Origin of the sequence: Actinoplanes sp. CA-015351, assembly GCF_050955685.1 — a bacterium.
Classification (GTDB): domain Bacteria; phylum Actinomycetota; class Actinomycetes; order Mycobacteriales; family Micromonosporaceae; genus Actinoplanes.
Window position 1 is genome coordinate 1,842,557 of sequence record NZ_CP192102.1, and the last position, 15,439, is coordinate 1,857,995.

Consider the following 15,439-nt stretch of genomic DNA (forward strand, 5'->3'; position numbering starts at 1 on the left):
CTGCTGGTAATTGGAGTCACAAAACAAGTCCGGAGTTACCCACGGGGCCTCCTTGCATGCCTAGGCTGCGACCTATGGCAGAAGGTTCCGTTACGACACTGACCCGCGAGATCAAGTCTTTCGCCGCCGAGCACGACGGCGCCAAGGCGGTGATCGAGTACGTCGGTAAGCGCGGCGCCCGCATCGTCCTCGTCGGAGAGGACGGCGAGTGGTCCGACCAGTTCGCCCAGGACACCGGTGTCGCTCGCGAGGCTTGCGAGCAGGCCGGCGTCGCCGTGGAGAACGAGTGGGAGCGGGAGCTCCTGGAGCAGATGCGGCCGAGCAACGACCTGTGGCGTTCGATGGCGCGCCGGAGCATGGCCCGCTGAATGAGCACCGCCCACCGGGTCGCACTCGTGACGTGCGCGACCTTTCCTGACCTCTGGGACGACGATCACCCCCTGCGCGACGCCTTGCGCGAGCGCGGGGTGATCGTCGAGGCGGTCCGCTGGGACGACGAGTCCGCGGACTGGTCCCGTTACGACCTCACGGTCATCCGCTCCCCGTGGGATTACGTGGCCCGCCACGACGAGTTCGTCGCCTGGGCGCACCGCGTGCCCCGGCTGGTGAACCCGGCCGGCATCGTCGAGTGGAACACCGACAAGGTCTACCTCCGCGACCTCGCCGCCGCCGGCATCCCGACCATCCCCACCGAGTTCGTCGCTCCGGGCCGGACCTGGAAACCGCCGGCCGAGGGCGAGTGGGTGGTCAAGCCGACGATCAGCGCCGGCAGCCAGGACACCGGCCGCTACGCGTTCCCGGCCCAGAGCGAGCAGGCATCAGCTCTGGTCGACCGCCTGCACGCGGCCGGCCGGACCGTGATGATCCAGCCCTATCTGCAGGCGGTCGACACGGCAGGCGAGACCGCGCTGCTCTGCACTCCGTCGGCGTCCGGCGAGCTGTCGTTCAGCCACGCCATCCGCAAGGGCCCCATGCTGACCGGCCCCGCCGACGGCACGATCAAGCCGGGCGACGAGACCATCACGCCTCGCGTGCCCTCCGAGGCCGAGCTGGAGGTGGCGGCCAACGTCCTGGCCGCGATCCCCGGCGGAACCTCGCAGCTCCTCTACGCCAGGGTCGACCTGATCCCCGGCCCGGACGGCACCCCCACGCTGATCGAGCTGGAACTCACCGAACCCAGCCTTTTCCTGCGCTCAGCCCCGGCAGCAGCCGCCCGCTTGGCCGACGCCATTTTGATACGGGTAACCGCACAGCTCTCGTGAGTCCCCCGCGAGCCCCGGCGGTGCCCCAGGCCGCAGCGCGCCTCTCGCGCCACGTCGCCGGCCACCCCAGCCCCGCCCCTCACCGCCGGCCTCCCGGCGCGGCCAGGCCGTGACGCGGCCGGGTCGCTGGTTCAGGTTCCTTCGCGCGGCGTGCGGTGAGTGCCAGGTCGGGCTGGCTCGCCAGGCGAGGTGGGCGCGCACTCGGGCCGTTGCGCCGTTCAGGCTGGGTGCAAGGTCGCGGCCGTAACGCGGGCGGCTTGCAACGCAAGGCTGCACCCGCGCCCCCCGGGTGGGCGGGTGTGGGCGAGCCGTAGGGCATGTAGGTCATCAGGCCGGATGATCTCGCTGGGCTACGGCTCGGGGTGGGGCTGGCGGGCTCAGCCGTAGCCGATGTAGGTCATCAGGCCGGATGATCTCGCTGGGCTACGGCTCGTCACTTCGGTGTGTGCGCTCATCGCCCTTCTGCGCTCAAGATCTCGGTTGCCGGGCGATGGCCCAAAATCTCGGCCGGCGTGGCCGGGACCATGCAAGCGGCTCGGGCGGCGCAACGGCCTGGATGCGCCCAGCCCGCATGGCGAGCCAGCTTGACCGGCACCGACCATGCCGCGCGAATGGGCCTGGCCCGGCGAGACGGTCACGTTACGGCCTGGCGCGCGGAAAGCCGGCGGCGACGTGTCGCGAGAGGCGCGCTGCGGCCTGGGGCACCGCCGGGGCTCGCGGGGGACTGACGAGAGCTGTGCGGTTACGCGTACTGAAAAAGGGTTAGGCGGTGACCGGTTCGTTGGCGGTGGGGTAGTCGGCGAGGTCTTTGGAAGGGTTTGCCGGTTTTAGCTCTGGGCGGGTGCGGAGGGACCAGAGGACGGCGAGGGTGGCTGTCCAGGTGATGGCGGCGCCGAGCATGTGGGCGGCGACCAGGAGGACGGGGAGGTGGGTGAAGTACTGGACGAAGCCGATGATGCCCTGACCGAATTCGACCAGGATCAGGACGCCTGCGGCGCGGATGGCCGGGGCGGGGGCGTTGATCGCGCGGAGGGCGAACCAGAGGGCGACCGAGAGGCCGATCAGGAGAAAGACCAGGTCGGCGTGGACCTGGGAGATGGCGGCGGGGTCGAGGCCGTTGCGTTTGGCGCCCTGGTCGCCGGCGTGCGGGCCGCTGCCGGTGACGATGACGCCGACGGTGATCACGGCGAGGCTGACCGTCGCGGTGATCCAGGCGAGGTGCCGGATCGGGGCCGGGACCAGCGGGATCGGCTTGCCGTCGCCCTCGTCGATGCGGCGCCAGAGGGCGTAGCAACCGGCGATCAGCGCGATCGAGAGCAGGAAGTGGATGCCCACGACCCACGGGTTGAGGTTGGTGAGGACCGTGATGCCGCCGACGATGCCCTGGCCGGGGATGCCGAGCGCGACCACGACGGAGAGCACGATCAGCGATTTGCGGCGCGGGCGGTTGAGCAGCGCGGCGAAGAACGTGGCGAACGCCAGGGCGACCAGGACGAAGGTGAGCAGGCGGTTGCCGAACTCGATCATCCCGTGGACGCCCATCTCGGACGTCGTCGTGTAGGAGTCGTCGGTGCATTTCGGCCATGTCGGGCAGCCGAGACCGGACCCGGTGAGCCGGACCGCGGCACCGGTGACGATCAGCGCGGCATTGGCGATCAGCGACGCGAGGGCCAGCGGGCGCAGCACGGAGTACTTCACCCGACGGATCGTACGCGCGAGGTACGACACGAATTTTGGCAGCTCCGGTCACCGGTGTGGTGGATCACCGGGGTTTGGTTTGCGGGCCCTCGCGGAAATACGTAACGTTGCCGTAGTGAAAAACGTGGTGCTGATACCGACGAGTGTGGTGGCGTCCGCCACCGCCTCGGACGGGCGCACCCGGGACCGTGTCGCCCGCCTGCTCCTGGAGCGTGGCGCGGCCACCGCGGCGGAGCTCGGAGCCGAGCTAGGCTTGAGCCCGGCCGCCATTCGCAAGCACCTCGACGCCATGCTCGCCGAGGATCTCGTCGAGACGCGCGAGCTACGCCAGGACAAGCCTCGTGGACGAGGCCGCCCGGCCAAGGCATTCGTTCTCACGGCCGCCGGCCGCGATGACCGCAACAACCCGCACCACTACGACGGCATCGCCACCGCCGCGCTGCGATGGATAGCCGAGCAGCACGGTCCGGAGGCATTGAGCGCGTTCGCAGCGGCCCAGGTCCAAGCGCTCGAGGAGCGTCTGCGAGCCGCGATACTGTCCGCCGGATCCGATCCGATGGCACGGGCCGAGGCACTCGCCGAGGCATTGACCGCCGAGGGTTACGCTGCCAGCGCGACCACGATCGCGTCCGGTGGGCAACTGTGCCAGCATCACTGCCCGGTGGCTCACGTGGCTGCCGAGTTTCCTCAGCTGTGCGACGCCGAGACCGAAGTCATCTCTCGGCTCGTCGGCACCCACGTCCAGCGTCTCGCCACCATCGCGCACGGTGACGGGGTGTGCACCACGCACATTCCCGGCACGCAGTACGCACCCACCGCAATCACGGTTAGGACAGATACATGACTGACCAGATCGTCACTCAGGAAGAGCACCTCGCCGCTCTGGGTCGGTACGAGTACGGCTGGGCCGACACCGACACCGCCGGTGCCACGGCGCAGCGCGGACTGTCCGAAGCTGTGGTGCGCAACATCTCGGCGCTGAAGAGCGAGCCCCAGTGGATGCTCGACCTGCGTCTGAAGGGTCTGCGGCTGTTCGACCGCAAGCCCATGCCGAACTGGGGCGCCGACCTCACCGGCATCGACTTCCAGAACATCAAGTACTTCGTGCGCTCCACCGAGAAGCAGGCCGCCACCTGGGACGACCTGCCGGCCGACATCAAGTCGACGTACGACAAGCTCGGCATCCCCGAGGCGGAGAAGCAGCGCCTGGTCTCCGGTGTCGCCGCGCAGTACGAGTCCGAGGTCGTCTACCACGCGATCCGTGAGGACCTGGAGCAGCAGGGCGTCCTCTTCCTGGACACCGACACCGCGCTGCGCGAGCACGAGGAACTCTTCAAGGAGTACTTCGGCACCGTCATCCCGGTCGGCGACAACAAGTTCGCCGCGCTGAACACCAGCGTGTGGTCCGGCGGCTCGTTCATCTACGTGCCGAAGGGTGTGCACGTCGACATCCCGCTGCAGGCGTACTTCCGGATCAACACCGAGAACATGGGCCAGTTCGAGCGGACGCTGATCATCGCCGACGAGGGCAGCTACATCCACTACGTCGAGGGCTGCACCGCCCCGATCTACTCGTCCGACTCGCTGCACTCCGCGGTCGTCGAGATCGTGGTGAAGAAGAACGCCCGCGTCCGGTACACGACGATCCAGAACTGGTCGAACAACGTCTACAACCTGGTCACCAAGCGCGCCACCTGTGAAGAGGGCGCGACCATGGAGTGGGTCGACGGCAACATCGGCTCCAAGGTGACGATGAAGTACCCGGCGGTCTACATGACCGGCGCGCACGCCAAGGGCGAGGTTCTCTCGATCGCCATGGCCGGCGAGGGTCAGCACCAGGACTCCGGCGCCAAGATGGTGCACGCCGCGCCGCACACCTCGTCGACGATCATCTCGAAGTCGATCGCCCGTGGTGGTGGCCGGACGTCGTACCGCGGCCTGGTCCAGGTGCTGGAAGGCTCGTCGAGCTCGAAGAGCACGGTCAAGTGCGACGCGCTCCTGGTCGACACGATCTCCCGCTCGGACACGTACCCGTACGTCGACATCCGCGAGGACGACGTGAACATGGGTCACGAGGCGACCGTCTCCAAGGTCAGCGAGGACCAGCTCTTCTACCTGATGAGCCGTGGCCTCACCGAGGACGAGGCGATGGCGATGATCGTGCGTGGCTTCATCGAGCCGATCGCCAAGGAGCTCCCGATGGAGTACGCCCTGGAGCTGAACCGCCTGATCGAGCTGCAGATGGAGGGTGCGGTCGGCTGACCGCACTTTTCAACGACTGACAGAGACTCTCAAAGGACGAGATGACAACCGAGGCCATCGCCCCGCCGAGCACCAAGTCGCAGGTGCTGCGCTCCTTCGACGTCACCGAATTCCCGGCACTGAACGGCCTGGAGGAGGAGTGGCGCTTCACCCCGCTCAAGCGGCTTGGTGACCTGGTCAAGGCCACGTCGCTGACCGGCGCGGCGCCGAGCGTCGAATTCGGCGACCTGCCGGCCGGCGTGACGGTCTCGACCGCCGACGACGTCGACCCGGTGCTCACGCCGTTCGACCGGGTCAGCGCGCTCGCGTACGGCTCGGCCGCCGGCGTCACCGTGATCGAGGTGGCGGCCGAGGCCGAGCCCGCCGAGGCCGTGGTGATCCGCCTGGTCGGCAAGGGCGGTGACGCCGCGGCGGCCCGCACCTTTGTGAAGGTGGGCAACTTCGCCAAGGCCACGATCGTGCTGGAGCAGTCCGGCTCGGTCACGCTCGCGGACAACATCGAGGTCGTGGTCGGCGACAGCGCCCAGCTGACGTTCATCACCCTCGCGGAGTGGGACCGCGACGCGGTCCAGGCCCAGCACGTCAAGATCCGGGTCGGCAAGGACGCGCACGTCCAGCACCTGCAGGTCACCCTTGGCGGAGATCTGGTACGCCAATTCACCAGCGTTGAGTACGCCGGGCGCGGTGGCGACGCCGAGCTTTTCGGGCTCTACTTCGCGACGGCCGGGCAGCACCAGGAGCACCGGCAGCTCGTTGACCACAGCGTTCCGGACTGCCGGAGCAACGTGGGTTACCGCGGCGCGCTGCAGGGCGCGTCGGCGCACACCGTCTGGGTCGGCGACGTGCTGATCCGGGCGACCGCGACCGGCACCGACACGTACGAGATCAACCGCAACCTCATCCTCACCGATGGGGCCCGGGCCGACTCGGTGCCGAACCTGGAGATCGAGACCGGTGAGGTCGCCGGTGCCGGGCACGCGAGCGCGACCGGTCGTTTCGACGACGAGCAGCTGTTCTACCTGATGGCCCGCGGCATCCCCGAGGGTGAGGCCCGCAAGCTGGTGGTTCGCGGCTTCTTCGCCGAGCTGATCAACAAGATCCCGGTCGAGGAGCTGCGTGAGCGCCTCGGTGACACCATCGAGGCTCGCCTGGTCGAGGCCGGTTCATAGTGGACTTCGAGTACGTCGGACCGGTGACCGACGTGGCCAAAGGCACCGCCCTCCAGGTGGAGGTCGACGGTGTCGAGGTCGCGGTCGTGCACGCCGACGACGACAACTTCTACGCGGTGCGTGACGAGTGCAGTCACGCCTCCGTGGCACTCTCCGAAGGGGAGGTGGACGGCTGCACTCTCGAGTGCTGGCTGCACGGCTCCCGCTTCGACCTGCGCACCGGTGAACCCTCCGGACCACCCGCCATCGATTCAGTGGCGGTCTACCCCGTCGAGATCCGCGACGGCGACATCTACGTTTCGACGACACCGAGTAATGGAGTAGATCCGTGAGCACCCTGGAGATCCGTGACCTGCAGGTTTCGGTGAAGCTGCCCGAGGGCCAGCTGAAGCCGATCCTGGCCGGTGTCGACCTCACCGTGAAAGCCGGCGAGACCCACGCGATCATGGGTCCGAACGGCTCCGGCAAGTCGACCCTGGCGTACTCCATCGCCGGACACCCGAAGTACGAGATCACCGGTGGTTCGGTCACCCTCGACGGCGTGGACGTGCACGAGCTGAGCGTCGACGAGCGCGCCCGGGCCGGTCTCTTCCTCGCGATGCAGTACCCGGTCGAGGTCCCCGGTGTCTCGGTGGCCAACTTCCTGCGTACCGCGAAGACCGCGATCGACGGCGAGGCGCCGAAGCTGCGTACCTGGGCCGGCGAGCTGCGCGGCGCCATGGAGAAGCTGCAGATGGACCCCGCGTTCGCGCAGCGCAACGTGAACGAGGGCTTCTCCGGTGGTGAGAAGAAGCGTCACGAGATCATGCAGCTCGAGCTGCTGAAGCCGAAGATCGCGATCCTCGACGAGACCGACTCCGGTCTCGACATCGACGCGCTGCGGATCGTCAGCGAGGGTGTGAACCGGGTCCGCGCGACCGGCACGACCGGCTTCCTGCTGATCACCCACTACACCCGGATCCTGCGCTACATCAAGCCGGACTTCGTGCACGTCTTCGTCGGCGGCAAGATCGTCGAAGAGGGCGGCCCGGAGCTGGCCGAGCGGCTCGAGGTCGAGGGTTACGAGAAGTTCCTGACCAAGGCCTGAGAGGTTTTGATGAGCTTCGACGTCGAGCAGGTCCGTAAGGACTTCCCGATCTTCGAGCGGGAGGTCAACGGCCACCCGCTGGTCTACTTGGACAGCGCCAACACCTCGCAGAAACCTGTGCAGGTGCTCGACGTCATGCGTGCGCACCAGGAGCGGTACAACGGCAACGTGTCCCGCTCCGTGCACACGCTCGGCACCGAGTCGACCGAGGCGTACGAGGGCGCGCGGGCTCGCATCGCCGCCTTCATCGGCGCGGGCAGCCCGGACGAGGTGGTCTTCACCAAGAACTCCACCGAGGCGCTGAACCTGGTCGCGCACTCGGCCGGGCAGCACCTGCGGCTCGGGCCGGGCGACGAGGTGGTGATCTCCGAGATGGAGCACCACTCGAACCTGGTTCCGTGGCAGCTGCTCTGTGAGCGGACCGGCGCGACCCTGCGCTGGTTCGGGATCACTGACGACGGCCGGCTCGACAAGACTGATCTTGACGCGCTGATCAACGAGCGCACCAAGATCGTGTCGCTGGTGCACATGTCCAATGTCTTGGGCACCATCAATGATTTTTCGGATATCTCCGTACGGACGCGGGAAGTCGGCGCCCTGCTGGTTCTCGACTGCTCGCAGTCCGTCCCGCACCTGCCGATCGACGTGCGGACCCTCGGCGCCGACCTGATCGCCTTCACCGGGCACAAGATGGCCGGCCCGACCGGCATCGGTGTGCTGTGGGGCCGGTTCGACCTTCTCGCGCAGCTGCCGCCGTTCCTCGGCGGCGGCTCGATGATCGAGACGGTCACCATGACGGGTACGACCTACGCCGCCCCGCCGGCCCGTTTCGAGGCCGGCACCCCGCCGATCACGCAGGCCATCGGCCTCGGTGCCGCGGTGGACTACCTGACCGGGCTGGGCATGGAGGCGATCCACCAGCACGAGCAGGCGATCACGGCGTACGCCTTGGACGCGCTGACCAGCATCAAGGGTGTGCGGATCTTCGGGCCGGCCACCACCGAGGGCCGGGGCGGAACGGTGTCGTTCGGCGTCGACGGGGTACACCCTCACGACGTGGGACAGATCCTCGACGCCCTCGGTGTCGAGGTGCGTGTCGGCCACCACTGCGCGCGGCCGGTCTGCTCCCGCTTCAGCGTTCCGGCGATGACGCGGGCCTCGTTCTACCTGTACACGACGACGGACGAGATCGATGCCCTGGCACGCGGTCTCGACCAGGTGCGGAAGGTGTTCGGCTGATGCTCGACGGGCTGTACCAGGAGATCATCCTCGATCACTACAAGCATCCGCACGGCAAGGGTCTGCGTGACCCGTTCGACGGGGAGGCGCACCACGTCAACCCGACGTGCGGCGACGAGATCACCGTGCGGGTCAACTCCGACTTGTCGGAAATTTCGTACGACGGCCTTGGGTGTTCGATCAGCCAGGCCTCGGCCTCGGTGCTGCACGAGCTGCTCCAGGGCCGGGACGCGGCGACGGCTTCGGAGATCCACCAGGCTTTCCTGGATCTGATGCAGGGCCGCGGCCAGATCGAGCCGGACGAGGAAGTGCTTGGCGACGGCATCGCGTTCGCCGGGGTCGCGAAGTTCCCGGCCCGGGTGAAGTGCGCGCTGCTGCCGTGGATGGCGTTCAAGGACGCGGCCGTGCGTGCCGGCGTTGACGTGGGCGTTGGCCCGGAGGTGAAGGCATGAGCGACAAGACCGATTCTGTCCAGACAGTTGCCACTGCGTACGGTTTTGCCGGCGACGCGGCTGCCGACGAGGTTCCGGGCTGGCTCGCCGACGAGCGCGCCGAAGCCGCCGAGGCCGGTGAGCCGGTCGCGGTTCCCGAGGCGAGCGTTTCGGCGGCTGCCGACGCCCCCGGTTCCGCTGAGCCCGCCGACGCCTCCGGTTCCACTGAGCCCGCTGATGTCGCCGGTTCCGCTGATGTCGCCGGTTCGGCTGCCGCCACGGACAAGGCGCCGGTTCGCAAGGCGACCCAGGACGAGGTCGAGGAAGCGATGAAGGACGTCGTCGACCCCGAGCTCGGCATCAACGTGGTTGACCTGGGCCTGGTCTACGGCACCCACGTCGACGACGACAACGTGGTCACCCTCGACATGACGCTGACGTCGGCGGCCTGCCCGCTGACCGACGTGATCGAGGACCAGACCCGGCAGGCGCTGACCACCGGCCCCGGTGGCGGGCTCGTGCAGGACTTCCGGATCAACTGGGTGTGGCTGCCGCCGTGGGGCCCCGACAAGATCACCGACGACGGGCGAGAGCAGTTGCGGGCTCTCGGCTTCAACGTCTGATTTCGTACGTCATTAGGGCGGTGCGCTGCGAAGCGCGCCGCCCTTTGTCGTACCCCGGTGGTAGAACCGGGGAATGGCATCGACACCGCCCTTTCCCGAGCTGCTGTCGCTGATCGAGTCACGGTCAGCCGCGCTGCGGGAGGCCGCCGACGACCTCACCGCCCCGGTCGCCGGCTGTCCCGGCTGGTCCGTGCGTGATCTGGTCCTGCACCTCGGCCACGTCCACCGCTTCTGGGCTTCCGCGGCCCGGGCCGGCGACCCGTCCGCTCCGCCGCCGCGGGACAGTGCCGTGCCGGGCGGCGACCTCCTGGACTGGTCGGCCGAGTCGACAGGGCTGTTGCTGGAGGCACTGCGCGCCGCCGGCCCGGAGGCGCCTTCCTGGGCCTGGTGGCCGGAGTCAGCCGCTCCGCACACGGTTCGCGCGGTGGCCCGTCACCAGGTGCAGGAGGCGGCCGTGCACGCGTTCGACGCGCAGGAGGCGCTCGGCAAACCGGAGCCGCTGCCCGCGGCGATCGCTGTCGACGGCGTGGGCGAGTTCCTCGAGGTCCCCCTGCGCTCACTCGGCGCGTGGCCGCACCGCCCGGCCCGCATCGAGTTTCAGGCCTTGGAGGGTCCGTCCTGGACGGTCGATCTGTCCCCGGCCGGGGTGACCGTCGGCCCGGCCGCCAGCGGCGACCCGGTCACCCGCCTGCAGGGGAAGGCGAGTGAGCTGGTGCTGGCGCTCTACCGCCGGATCGAGCTGACCGACATCCGGGTCGACGGTGACCGCGAGGTGGCCGACCAGCTCCGCGATTGGAGCAAGGTCTAGCGCTTGGCGGGATCCGCGAGAAAGGCGGTGAGGATCGGGTTCAGCAGGTCGGGGCGTTCCAGGTTGGGCAGGTGGCCGGCCCAGGAGAGTTCCTGGTGGCGGGCGTGCGGCAGGGTTTTCACGAGCTGGACGGCGATCTCGTGGAAATCGGGGAGGTCGTGCGCACCGGAGATCAGCAGGGTCGGCGCGGTGATCGAGGCGAAAGCGGCAGCCGGCTCGCGGTCGGCGTCTGACGCGGGCTTGGCGGGGGACTGCGCTGCGGCGTCCTGCGGCTCGTCTGCGGCCGACGCTGCGGCCTCGCTGGTGGTGTCGAGCGTTACAGCCCCGCTGGTGGTGTCGAGGGCTGCGGCCGCGCTGGTGGTGTCGAGGGCTGCGGCTGGCTGAGCTTCGGACTGCTCGGCGGGTGCTGCCTCTTCGGCGGCCAGCTGGACGTCGAAGGCGTTGCGTTGCATGGTGCGTACCAAAGATTTTTGGTCCTCGCCTGCCTCCGGGCCCAGCCAGAGGTTGACGTTGAGGTCGGTCGCGCCGGCTACGTCCCCGGCCTCCAGCAGAGTGTCCTCGCTGTCGCCGAACTCGCGCAGCGCGGCGCTCGGCTCGTGACCACGCAGCGCGGTGCAGAGCAGCGCGAGAGAGGCCACCCGGTCCGGCCAGCGGACCGCGAACTCGAGCGCGACCCGGCCGCCGCCGGACGCTGCGATGATCGCCGTGCGGGTGATGCCGAGGGAGTCGAGCAGGGCGGCCACGTCGTCGGCCTCGTCCCAGTCGGCGCCGATCGGAATCGGGGACTCGCCATAGCCGCGCAGGTCACACCGGACGACCTGGTGGCCGGCGGCGGTCAGCGCCGGGACCTGCGGGTCCCACATCCGGCGGTCGGCGACGGTCGAGTGGAGCAGGAGGACGGCCGGGCCGGTGCCGGAAATATCATGAGCTAAAAGCATTCGGCGACCCTATCCGGCATCTATCGACGGTTGTCAGACGGCTGCCACCGCTTTGCGGGCCGCCGGCTCGGCGCGGTCCAGGGCCTGCCACGCCGGGAAGACGAACGGGGCCGCGGTCACCGCGAGATATCCGATCGCGGCGAGCAGCGCCGCCGTTCGCAGCCCGAGCACGTCGGTCACCCAGCCGCCCAGCACGCCACCGAGCGGAATGCCCGCCCAGGACACCGAGATCAGCACGCTGAACACCCGGCCGTGCATGTGCGCCGGGATCCGCCGGTAGACCGCCGCCAGCAGGATCGGGTTCACTGTGGACATCAGCGCCCCGGAGATCGCCGCGGTGGTCAGCACGACCCAGACCTCGTTGGTGAACGCGAGTGCGATCAGCTGAGCCGGCCCGCCGACGAAAAAACAGATTCCGAACGTACGCCGCCGGGGCAGCCGTGGCGCGATGACGGTGTACAGGATGTTCCCGGCCACCGCACCGAGCCCGAACGCCGTGCCGACAACCCCGAGGGCTGCGGGTCCGTGCGGACCCTCACGAACCCACACGGGTACGAAAACCGTGGCGTACGCCTGATCGAACATGTTGGTCACGAAGAGCAGCGACATCACGCCGAGGATCAGCCGGTCGTCGCGGACGTACCGGAAACCGTTGCGCAGGGCGGCCCCGTACCCATGCTCCTCGGTCTCGTCGCAAGCGGCAGCGTCGGCGAAGCCGACACGCAGAAGCGCGCCGATCAGAACGGCCGCGACGCCGAAGGTCGCGGCGTCGAAGAGGAGCACGGTCGCCGGGTCGAAAGCGGCGATCAGCAGCCCGGCCAGCGGCAGCCCGACCAGGGTCGACGCGCGGGAGACACCGTCGTAGAGCGTGGTCCCGCGCTCGGTGGAGACGCCGGCCGCGGCGATCGTGCAGGGGAGAAGCGCGCGCTTGGCCGCGTCGCCGAACCCGCGCAGCGCGCCGGCGAGCGCGATCAGCGCGAGCAGGACGCCGAGGGAGGCGCTCTGATAGAACGCGAACAATGGGATGCCGGCGACCGCGAGCACACTTGCCGCGTCGGCCACCACGGCGGTGGGTCGCGGGCCGACCCGGTCGACGATCGGGCCGCCGATCAGGCCGGCGAGAATGTACGGAACCATCTCGGCGAACCCGGCCACCCCGGCAAGCAGGGCCGAATCGGTGCTGGTCAGGACCAGCCACGGCAGCGCCACGAAGGTGATCCGGCTGCCGAGCATCGAGATCCCCTCGGCGGCGAGGAGGACGACGAGCTGGCGATTCATCGGATTTGCGGGAACGACTGCCATTGGAACACCACCCTTCCGGTGTCCGTCGGCGCTTCCTCGCCGGGCTGGTCGGCCGGATAGTCGGCTAGCACTCCGTCAATGCGTACGAGCAGCTCAGCGGCCTGGGACGGGGTGAGCCGCAGCGCCCGGTTGCCGATGGTCACGCTGCCGCCCCACTCGTCGGGGACCATCCCGGCGACCGCCAGGAAGTCCTGCACCCGCTGAAAATCGGCTACCGCTTCCGCCCGCAAACCCACCGGCGCGTCCTCCGGAACGGTCGGCCGCCACCAGCGTTCCCGCCCGGGCCCGCGCCGTGGCTCCTCCTCGACGAAGCCATAACCGGCGAGCTGCCGCAGGTGATAACTGGTGGCGCCGGAACTCTCACCCAGAAGACCAGCCAGGCGCGTCGCGGTCGAGGCGCCCTGCTCACGCAGGACACGCAGGATGCGTACGCGCAAAGGGTGCGCGAGACCACGCAAGGACTGTGGGCCGAGGGTTGCGGGCATCATCCAAAGATAAGTTTGCAAATATACCTTTGCAAGATGGTCGTCTATGCATATCGAGCTTTCACGCCGGTGGCAAATGGTCGATCACGTTGTATCGGTCCAGGGTGAGGCGGCCGTCCTGGTCGGCGAAACGGCTGATCGACGCGTTGCGGACATAGCCCGACTCGGCTTCGACGGCGAGCACTTTGTCCCAGTCGAGATCCTCGACGACGGCTCGCATCATGAGCACGATCGAGTCGTGGGCGACCACGACCACCCGCTTTCCGTTCTGTTCGCGGCGCAGGTCGTCGAGGAACGAGGCGAGCCGGACCCGGATGTCGGCGAACGACTCGCCGGCCGGAGGGGCGTACTCGTATTCGCCCACCTCGGCACGCCGGTCCGCCTCGCCGGGAAAACGGGCGGCGACCGCGGCCCGGGTGAGCAGTTCCAGCTCACCCATGAGCCGATCGACGAGCCGGTTGTCGGTGCTCGGCTCGGGCAGATCCAGACCGGATGCCTCGGCGGCGATGCGCCAGGTCTCGCGAGCCCTCAGATATGGCGACGTGATCACCACCTGTGGCCGATTCTCCGGCGGGAGGGTGGCGATCCAGCGACCGAGAGCGGCGGCCTGCTCCTCGCCGGCGGGAGTGAGCGGAACCTCGGAGTCACGTCCGCTGAACTCCACCTCCAGAAGGCCCGCGGCGTCGGCGGCGGGAAAGGCGACGTTGGCCAGGCTCTGCCCGTGCCGGACCAGAATCAGCTCAGCGACCATGATCGGACCCTATCGAGGAAAGGGCGTTCCGGTCACGTTCCGAAACCAAGGAGAAGCATCACGTAATCAATGGTTGACGTACCGGCCGGGAACGAATCCGCATAGATCACTTGATCTCCGACGAGTCACCACCAGCGCCGCGCCGTCCGGCTGGCTGTCAGTGCTGTCAAGCTGCCCGGGAGGCAGCGCCGGGTGCCAGCCGGATCAGCCGAAGGGTGGGTCAGGTCGCACACAACGCCAACGTGTGCCCTGGTCCATGCCCTGGCCGTGCCGAAGTCGCACGAAACGCATCCGTGCGACCTCACCCACGCCGAACCGAGCGTTCCGTGCGACCCCAGCCACGTGCGACCCCAGCCACGTGCGACCCCAGCCACGTGCGACCCCAGCCACGTGCGGCCCCGGCTGGCTTGTGCTTGCGGTCGTCTTTCCGGCTCAGCGGCGACCGTGGGCGCGAGCCGGTCCCGGCCGGCTTGTGCTTGTGGTTGTGTTTGTGGCTCAACAGCGACCGCGAGCACAAGCCGTGCTCGGTCCGGCTTGTGCTCGGTTGCCGGCTGGCTCGTGGGTGGCCCGGGCCACGGCTGAAATCGGTGGCCGGGGCGCGGCTGAAATCGGTGGCCTCGGGGCTGGGTGGGGTTGATGATGGCGGCGTGAACGCGTCTGAGTCGTATACCGCTGTTTCTGCCGCCGCGGCCGATCGGGCTGGATGGCAGCAGGCGGCTGACCGGTGGGCGGCGGTGTTTCGGCAGTTGTCGTGAGCGGGGCGTTCCTCGCCGGTGTGATCGCCGGATATGGGATCGCTGTGCCGGTCGGTGCCATCGGGGTGCTGATCGCTGGGCTGAGCGCCCGTACGTCACTGCGGGTCGGTGCAGCCGCCGGGCTTGGCGCGGCCACCGCTGACGGGATCTATGCGCTGGTCGCCGTGGTCGGTGGTGCTGCCGTTGCGGCGGTGATCGCACCCTTCGCGACTCCGTTGCGGTGGGCCGGTGCCGTGATCCTGCTCGGGCTGGCCGGTTGGACCGCCTGGGGCGCATTACGCCACCGGGCCACGGCATCCCGGCGAGAGCCGATACGCCGGCCCGGGGTCGCTGAGGCGGGGCCGGGCAGGGCGCTTCGGGCGTACCTCGGGGTCCTTGCACTGACGCTGTTCAACCCGGCCACCGTGATCTATTTCGCGGCGCTGGTGCTCGGCAGTGGCGGCGCCGGAGGCGGCGTGTGGTTCGTGGCCGGTGCGTTTCTCGCTTCGGCGAGCTGGCAGTTGCTGATCGCCGGTGGTGGTTCGCTGATCGGGCGCGTCCTCACCGGCGAGCGCGGCCGTCTGATCACCGCCCTGACGTCCAGTGCCGTGATCGCGGTCCTGGCACTCCAGCTTCTGACCGTAGTCTGA

At 68.8% G+C, this 15,439-nt stretch carries 16 protein-coding genes and 1 pseudogene; 12 read left to right on the plus strand and 5 right to left on the minus strand.

Annotation, left to right across the window (positions count from 1 at the left end; genetic code table 11):
* Positions 1–74: 74 nt before the first annotated feature.
* Both ACQP2E_RS08420 and ACQP2E_RS08425 read left to right on the plus strand, forming a co-directional pair.
* Positions 75–368: a hypothetical protein gene (locus ACQP2E_RS08420; RefSeq protein ID WP_111650170.1), complete on the plus strand. Its 294-nt coding sequence runs from the start codon at positions 75–77 to the stop codon at positions 366–368.
* On the plus strand, positions 369–1,262 hold the full coding sequence (locus ACQP2E_RS08425) for an ATP-grasp domain-containing protein (RefSeq protein WP_433829534.1): 894 nt from the start codon (positions 369–371) through the stop codon (positions 1,260–1,262). It abuts the gene before it with no gap.
* A 762-nt stretch (positions 1,263–2,024) separates the two neighbouring features.
* Here ACQP2E_RS08425 and ACQP2E_RS08430 read toward each other — a convergent pair.
* Positions 2,025–2,960 carry a COX15/CtaA family protein gene (locus tag ACQP2E_RS08430; protein WP_433829536.1) on the minus strand — a complete coding sequence of 312 codons (936 nt, stop codon included), beginning with the start codon at positions 2,958–2,960 and terminating at the stop codon, positions 2,025–2,027.
* Positions 2,961–3,075: 115 nt separating this feature from the next.
* Here ACQP2E_RS08430 and ACQP2E_RS08435 point away from each other — a divergent pair, with 115 nt between their 5' ends.
* The 9 genes and pseudogenes from ACQP2E_RS08435 (at position 3,076) to ACQP2E_RS08475 (ending at position 10,579) form a co-directional block, all read left to right on the plus strand.
* A complete protein-coding gene (locus ACQP2E_RS08435; protein WP_433829538.1) occupies positions 3,076–3,804 on the plus strand; it encodes a helix-turn-helix transcriptional regulator in 729 nt (242 codons plus the stop codon).
* Positions 3,801–5,222 carry a Fe-S cluster assembly protein SufB gene (gene sufB / locus ACQP2E_RS08440; protein WP_433829540.1) on the plus strand — a complete coding sequence of 474 codons (1,422 nt, stop codon included), beginning with the start codon at positions 3,801–3,803 and terminating at the stop codon, positions 5,220–5,222. The genes ACQP2E_RS08435 and sufB overlap by 4 nt, the downstream gene beginning before the upstream one ends.
* A 41-nt stretch (positions 5,223–5,263) precedes the next feature.
* Positions 5,264–6,391, plus strand: a complete 1,128-nt coding sequence (gene sufD / locus ACQP2E_RS08445) for a Fe-S cluster assembly protein SufD (RefSeq protein WP_433829542.1) — start codon at positions 5,264–5,266, stop codon at positions 6,389–6,391.
* Positions 6,391–6,723 (plus strand): Rieske (2Fe-2S) protein, encoded by a 333-nt coding sequence (locus ACQP2E_RS08450; RefSeq protein WP_433829544.1) that lies wholly within the window; start codon positions 6,391–6,393, stop codon positions 6,721–6,723. The genes sufD and ACQP2E_RS08450 overlap by 1 nt, the downstream gene beginning before the upstream one ends.
* Positions 6,720–7,478, plus strand: coding sequence for a Fe-S cluster assembly ATPase SufC (sufC, locus tag ACQP2E_RS08455; protein ID WP_433829546.1), 759 nt, complete (start codon positions 6,720–6,722; stop codon positions 7,476–7,478). Before ACQP2E_RS08450 ends, sufC begins: the two co-directional genes overlap by 4 nt.
* 9 nt (positions 7,479–7,487) lie before the next feature.
* Positions 7,488–8,717, plus strand: coding sequence for a cysteine desulfurase (locus tag ACQP2E_RS08460; RefSeq protein ID WP_433829548.1), 1,230 nt, complete (start codon positions 7,488–7,490; stop codon positions 8,715–8,717).
* Positions 8,714–9,169, plus strand: a complete 456-nt coding sequence (sufU, locus tag ACQP2E_RS08465; protein ID WP_433833848.1) for a Fe-S cluster assembly sulfur transfer protein SufU — start codon at positions 8,714–8,716, stop codon at positions 9,167–9,169. Before ACQP2E_RS08460 ends, sufU begins: the two co-directional genes overlap by 4 nt.
* A 194-nt stretch (positions 9,170–9,363) precedes the next feature.
* A pseudogene (locus tag ACQP2E_RS08470) lies at positions 9,364–9,771 on the plus strand (metal-sulfur cluster assembly factor); the annotation flags it as partial.
* Positions 9,772–9,844: 73 nt separating this feature from the next.
* Positions 9,845–10,579 carry a maleylpyruvate isomerase family mycothiol-dependent enzyme gene (locus ACQP2E_RS08475; protein ID WP_433829550.1) on the plus strand — a complete coding sequence of 245 codons (735 nt, stop codon included), beginning with the start codon at positions 9,845–9,847 and terminating at the stop codon, positions 10,577–10,579.
* On the opposite strand, the gene ACQP2E_RS08480 is transcribed toward ACQP2E_RS08475, so the two are convergent.
* The 4 genes from ACQP2E_RS08480 to ACQP2E_RS08495 form a co-directional block, all read right to left on the minus strand.
* A complete protein-coding gene (locus ACQP2E_RS08480) occupies positions 10,576–11,517 on the minus strand; it encodes an alpha/beta fold hydrolase (protein WP_433829552.1) in 942 nt (313 codons plus the stop codon). The genes ACQP2E_RS08475 and ACQP2E_RS08480 overlap by 4 nt on opposite strands.
* Positions 11,518–11,550: 33 nt before the next feature.
* The gene (locus tag ACQP2E_RS08485; protein WP_433829554.1) at positions 11,551–12,819 is read right to left on the minus strand and encodes an MFS transporter; all 1,269 of its coding nucleotides are present in this window, start codon (positions 12,817–12,819) and stop codon (positions 11,551–11,553) included.
* Positions 12,792–13,304 (minus strand): ArsR/SmtB family transcription factor, encoded by a 513-nt coding sequence (locus ACQP2E_RS08490; RefSeq protein ID WP_433829556.1) that lies wholly within the window; start codon positions 13,302–13,304, stop codon positions 12,792–12,794. Before ACQP2E_RS08490 ends, ACQP2E_RS08485 begins: the two co-directional genes overlap by 28 nt.
* Before the next feature lie 61 nt (positions 13,305–13,365).
* The gene (locus ACQP2E_RS08495) at positions 13,366–14,055 is read right to left on the minus strand and encodes a histidine phosphatase family protein (protein ID WP_433829558.1); all 690 of its coding nucleotides are present in this window, start codon (positions 14,053–14,055) and stop codon (positions 13,366–13,368) included.
* 751 nt (positions 14,056–14,806) lie between these two features.
* On the opposite strand from ACQP2E_RS08495, the gene ACQP2E_RS08500 reads away from it, so the two are divergent.
* Positions 14,807–15,439 (plus strand): LysE family transporter, encoded by a 633-nt coding sequence (locus tag ACQP2E_RS08500; protein ID WP_433829560.1) that lies wholly within the window; start codon positions 14,807–14,809, stop codon positions 15,437–15,439.

Bases quoted from the DNA above. Each gene is read 5' to 3' on its own strand.
- ACQP2E_RS08425 (WP_433829534.1), top strand. From the start codon at position 369: ATGAGCACCGCCCACCGGGTCGCACTCGTGACGTGCGCGACCTTTCCT.
- sufD (WP_433829542.1), top strand. From the start codon at position 5,264: ATGACAACCGAGGCCATCGCCCCGCCGAGCACCAAGTCGCAGGTGCTG.
- ACQP2E_RS08480 (WP_433829552.1), bottom strand. From the start codon at position 11,517: ATGCTTTTAGCTCATGATATTTCCGGCACCGGCCCGGCCGTCCTCCTG.
- ACQP2E_RS08485 (WP_433829554.1), bottom strand. From the start codon at position 12,819: ATGGCAGTCGTTCCCGCAAATCCGATGAATCGCCAGCTCGTCGTCCTC.
- ACQP2E_RS08495 (WP_433829558.1), bottom strand. From the start codon at position 14,055: ATGGTCGCTGAGCTGATTCTGGTCCGGCACGGGCAGAGCCTGGCCAAC.
- ACQP2E_RS08490 (WP_433829556.1), bottom strand. From the start codon at position 13,304: ATGCCCGCAACCCTCGGCCCACAGTCCTTGCGTGGTCTCGCGCACCCT.
- sufB (WP_433829540.1), top strand. From the start codon at position 3,801: ATGACTGACCAGATCGTCACTCAGGAAGAGCACCTCGCCGCTCTGGGT.
- ACQP2E_RS08460 (WP_433829548.1), top strand. From the start codon at position 7,488: ATGAGCTTCGACGTCGAGCAGGTCCGTAAGGACTTCCCGATCTTCGAG.
- ACQP2E_RS08475 (WP_433829550.1), top strand. From the start codon at position 9,845: ATGGCATCGACACCGCCCTTTCCCGAGCTGCTGTCGCTGATCGAGTCA.
- ACQP2E_RS08420 (WP_111650170.1), top strand. From the start codon at position 75: ATGGCAGAAGGTTCCGTTACGACACTGACCCGCGAGATCAAGTCTTTC.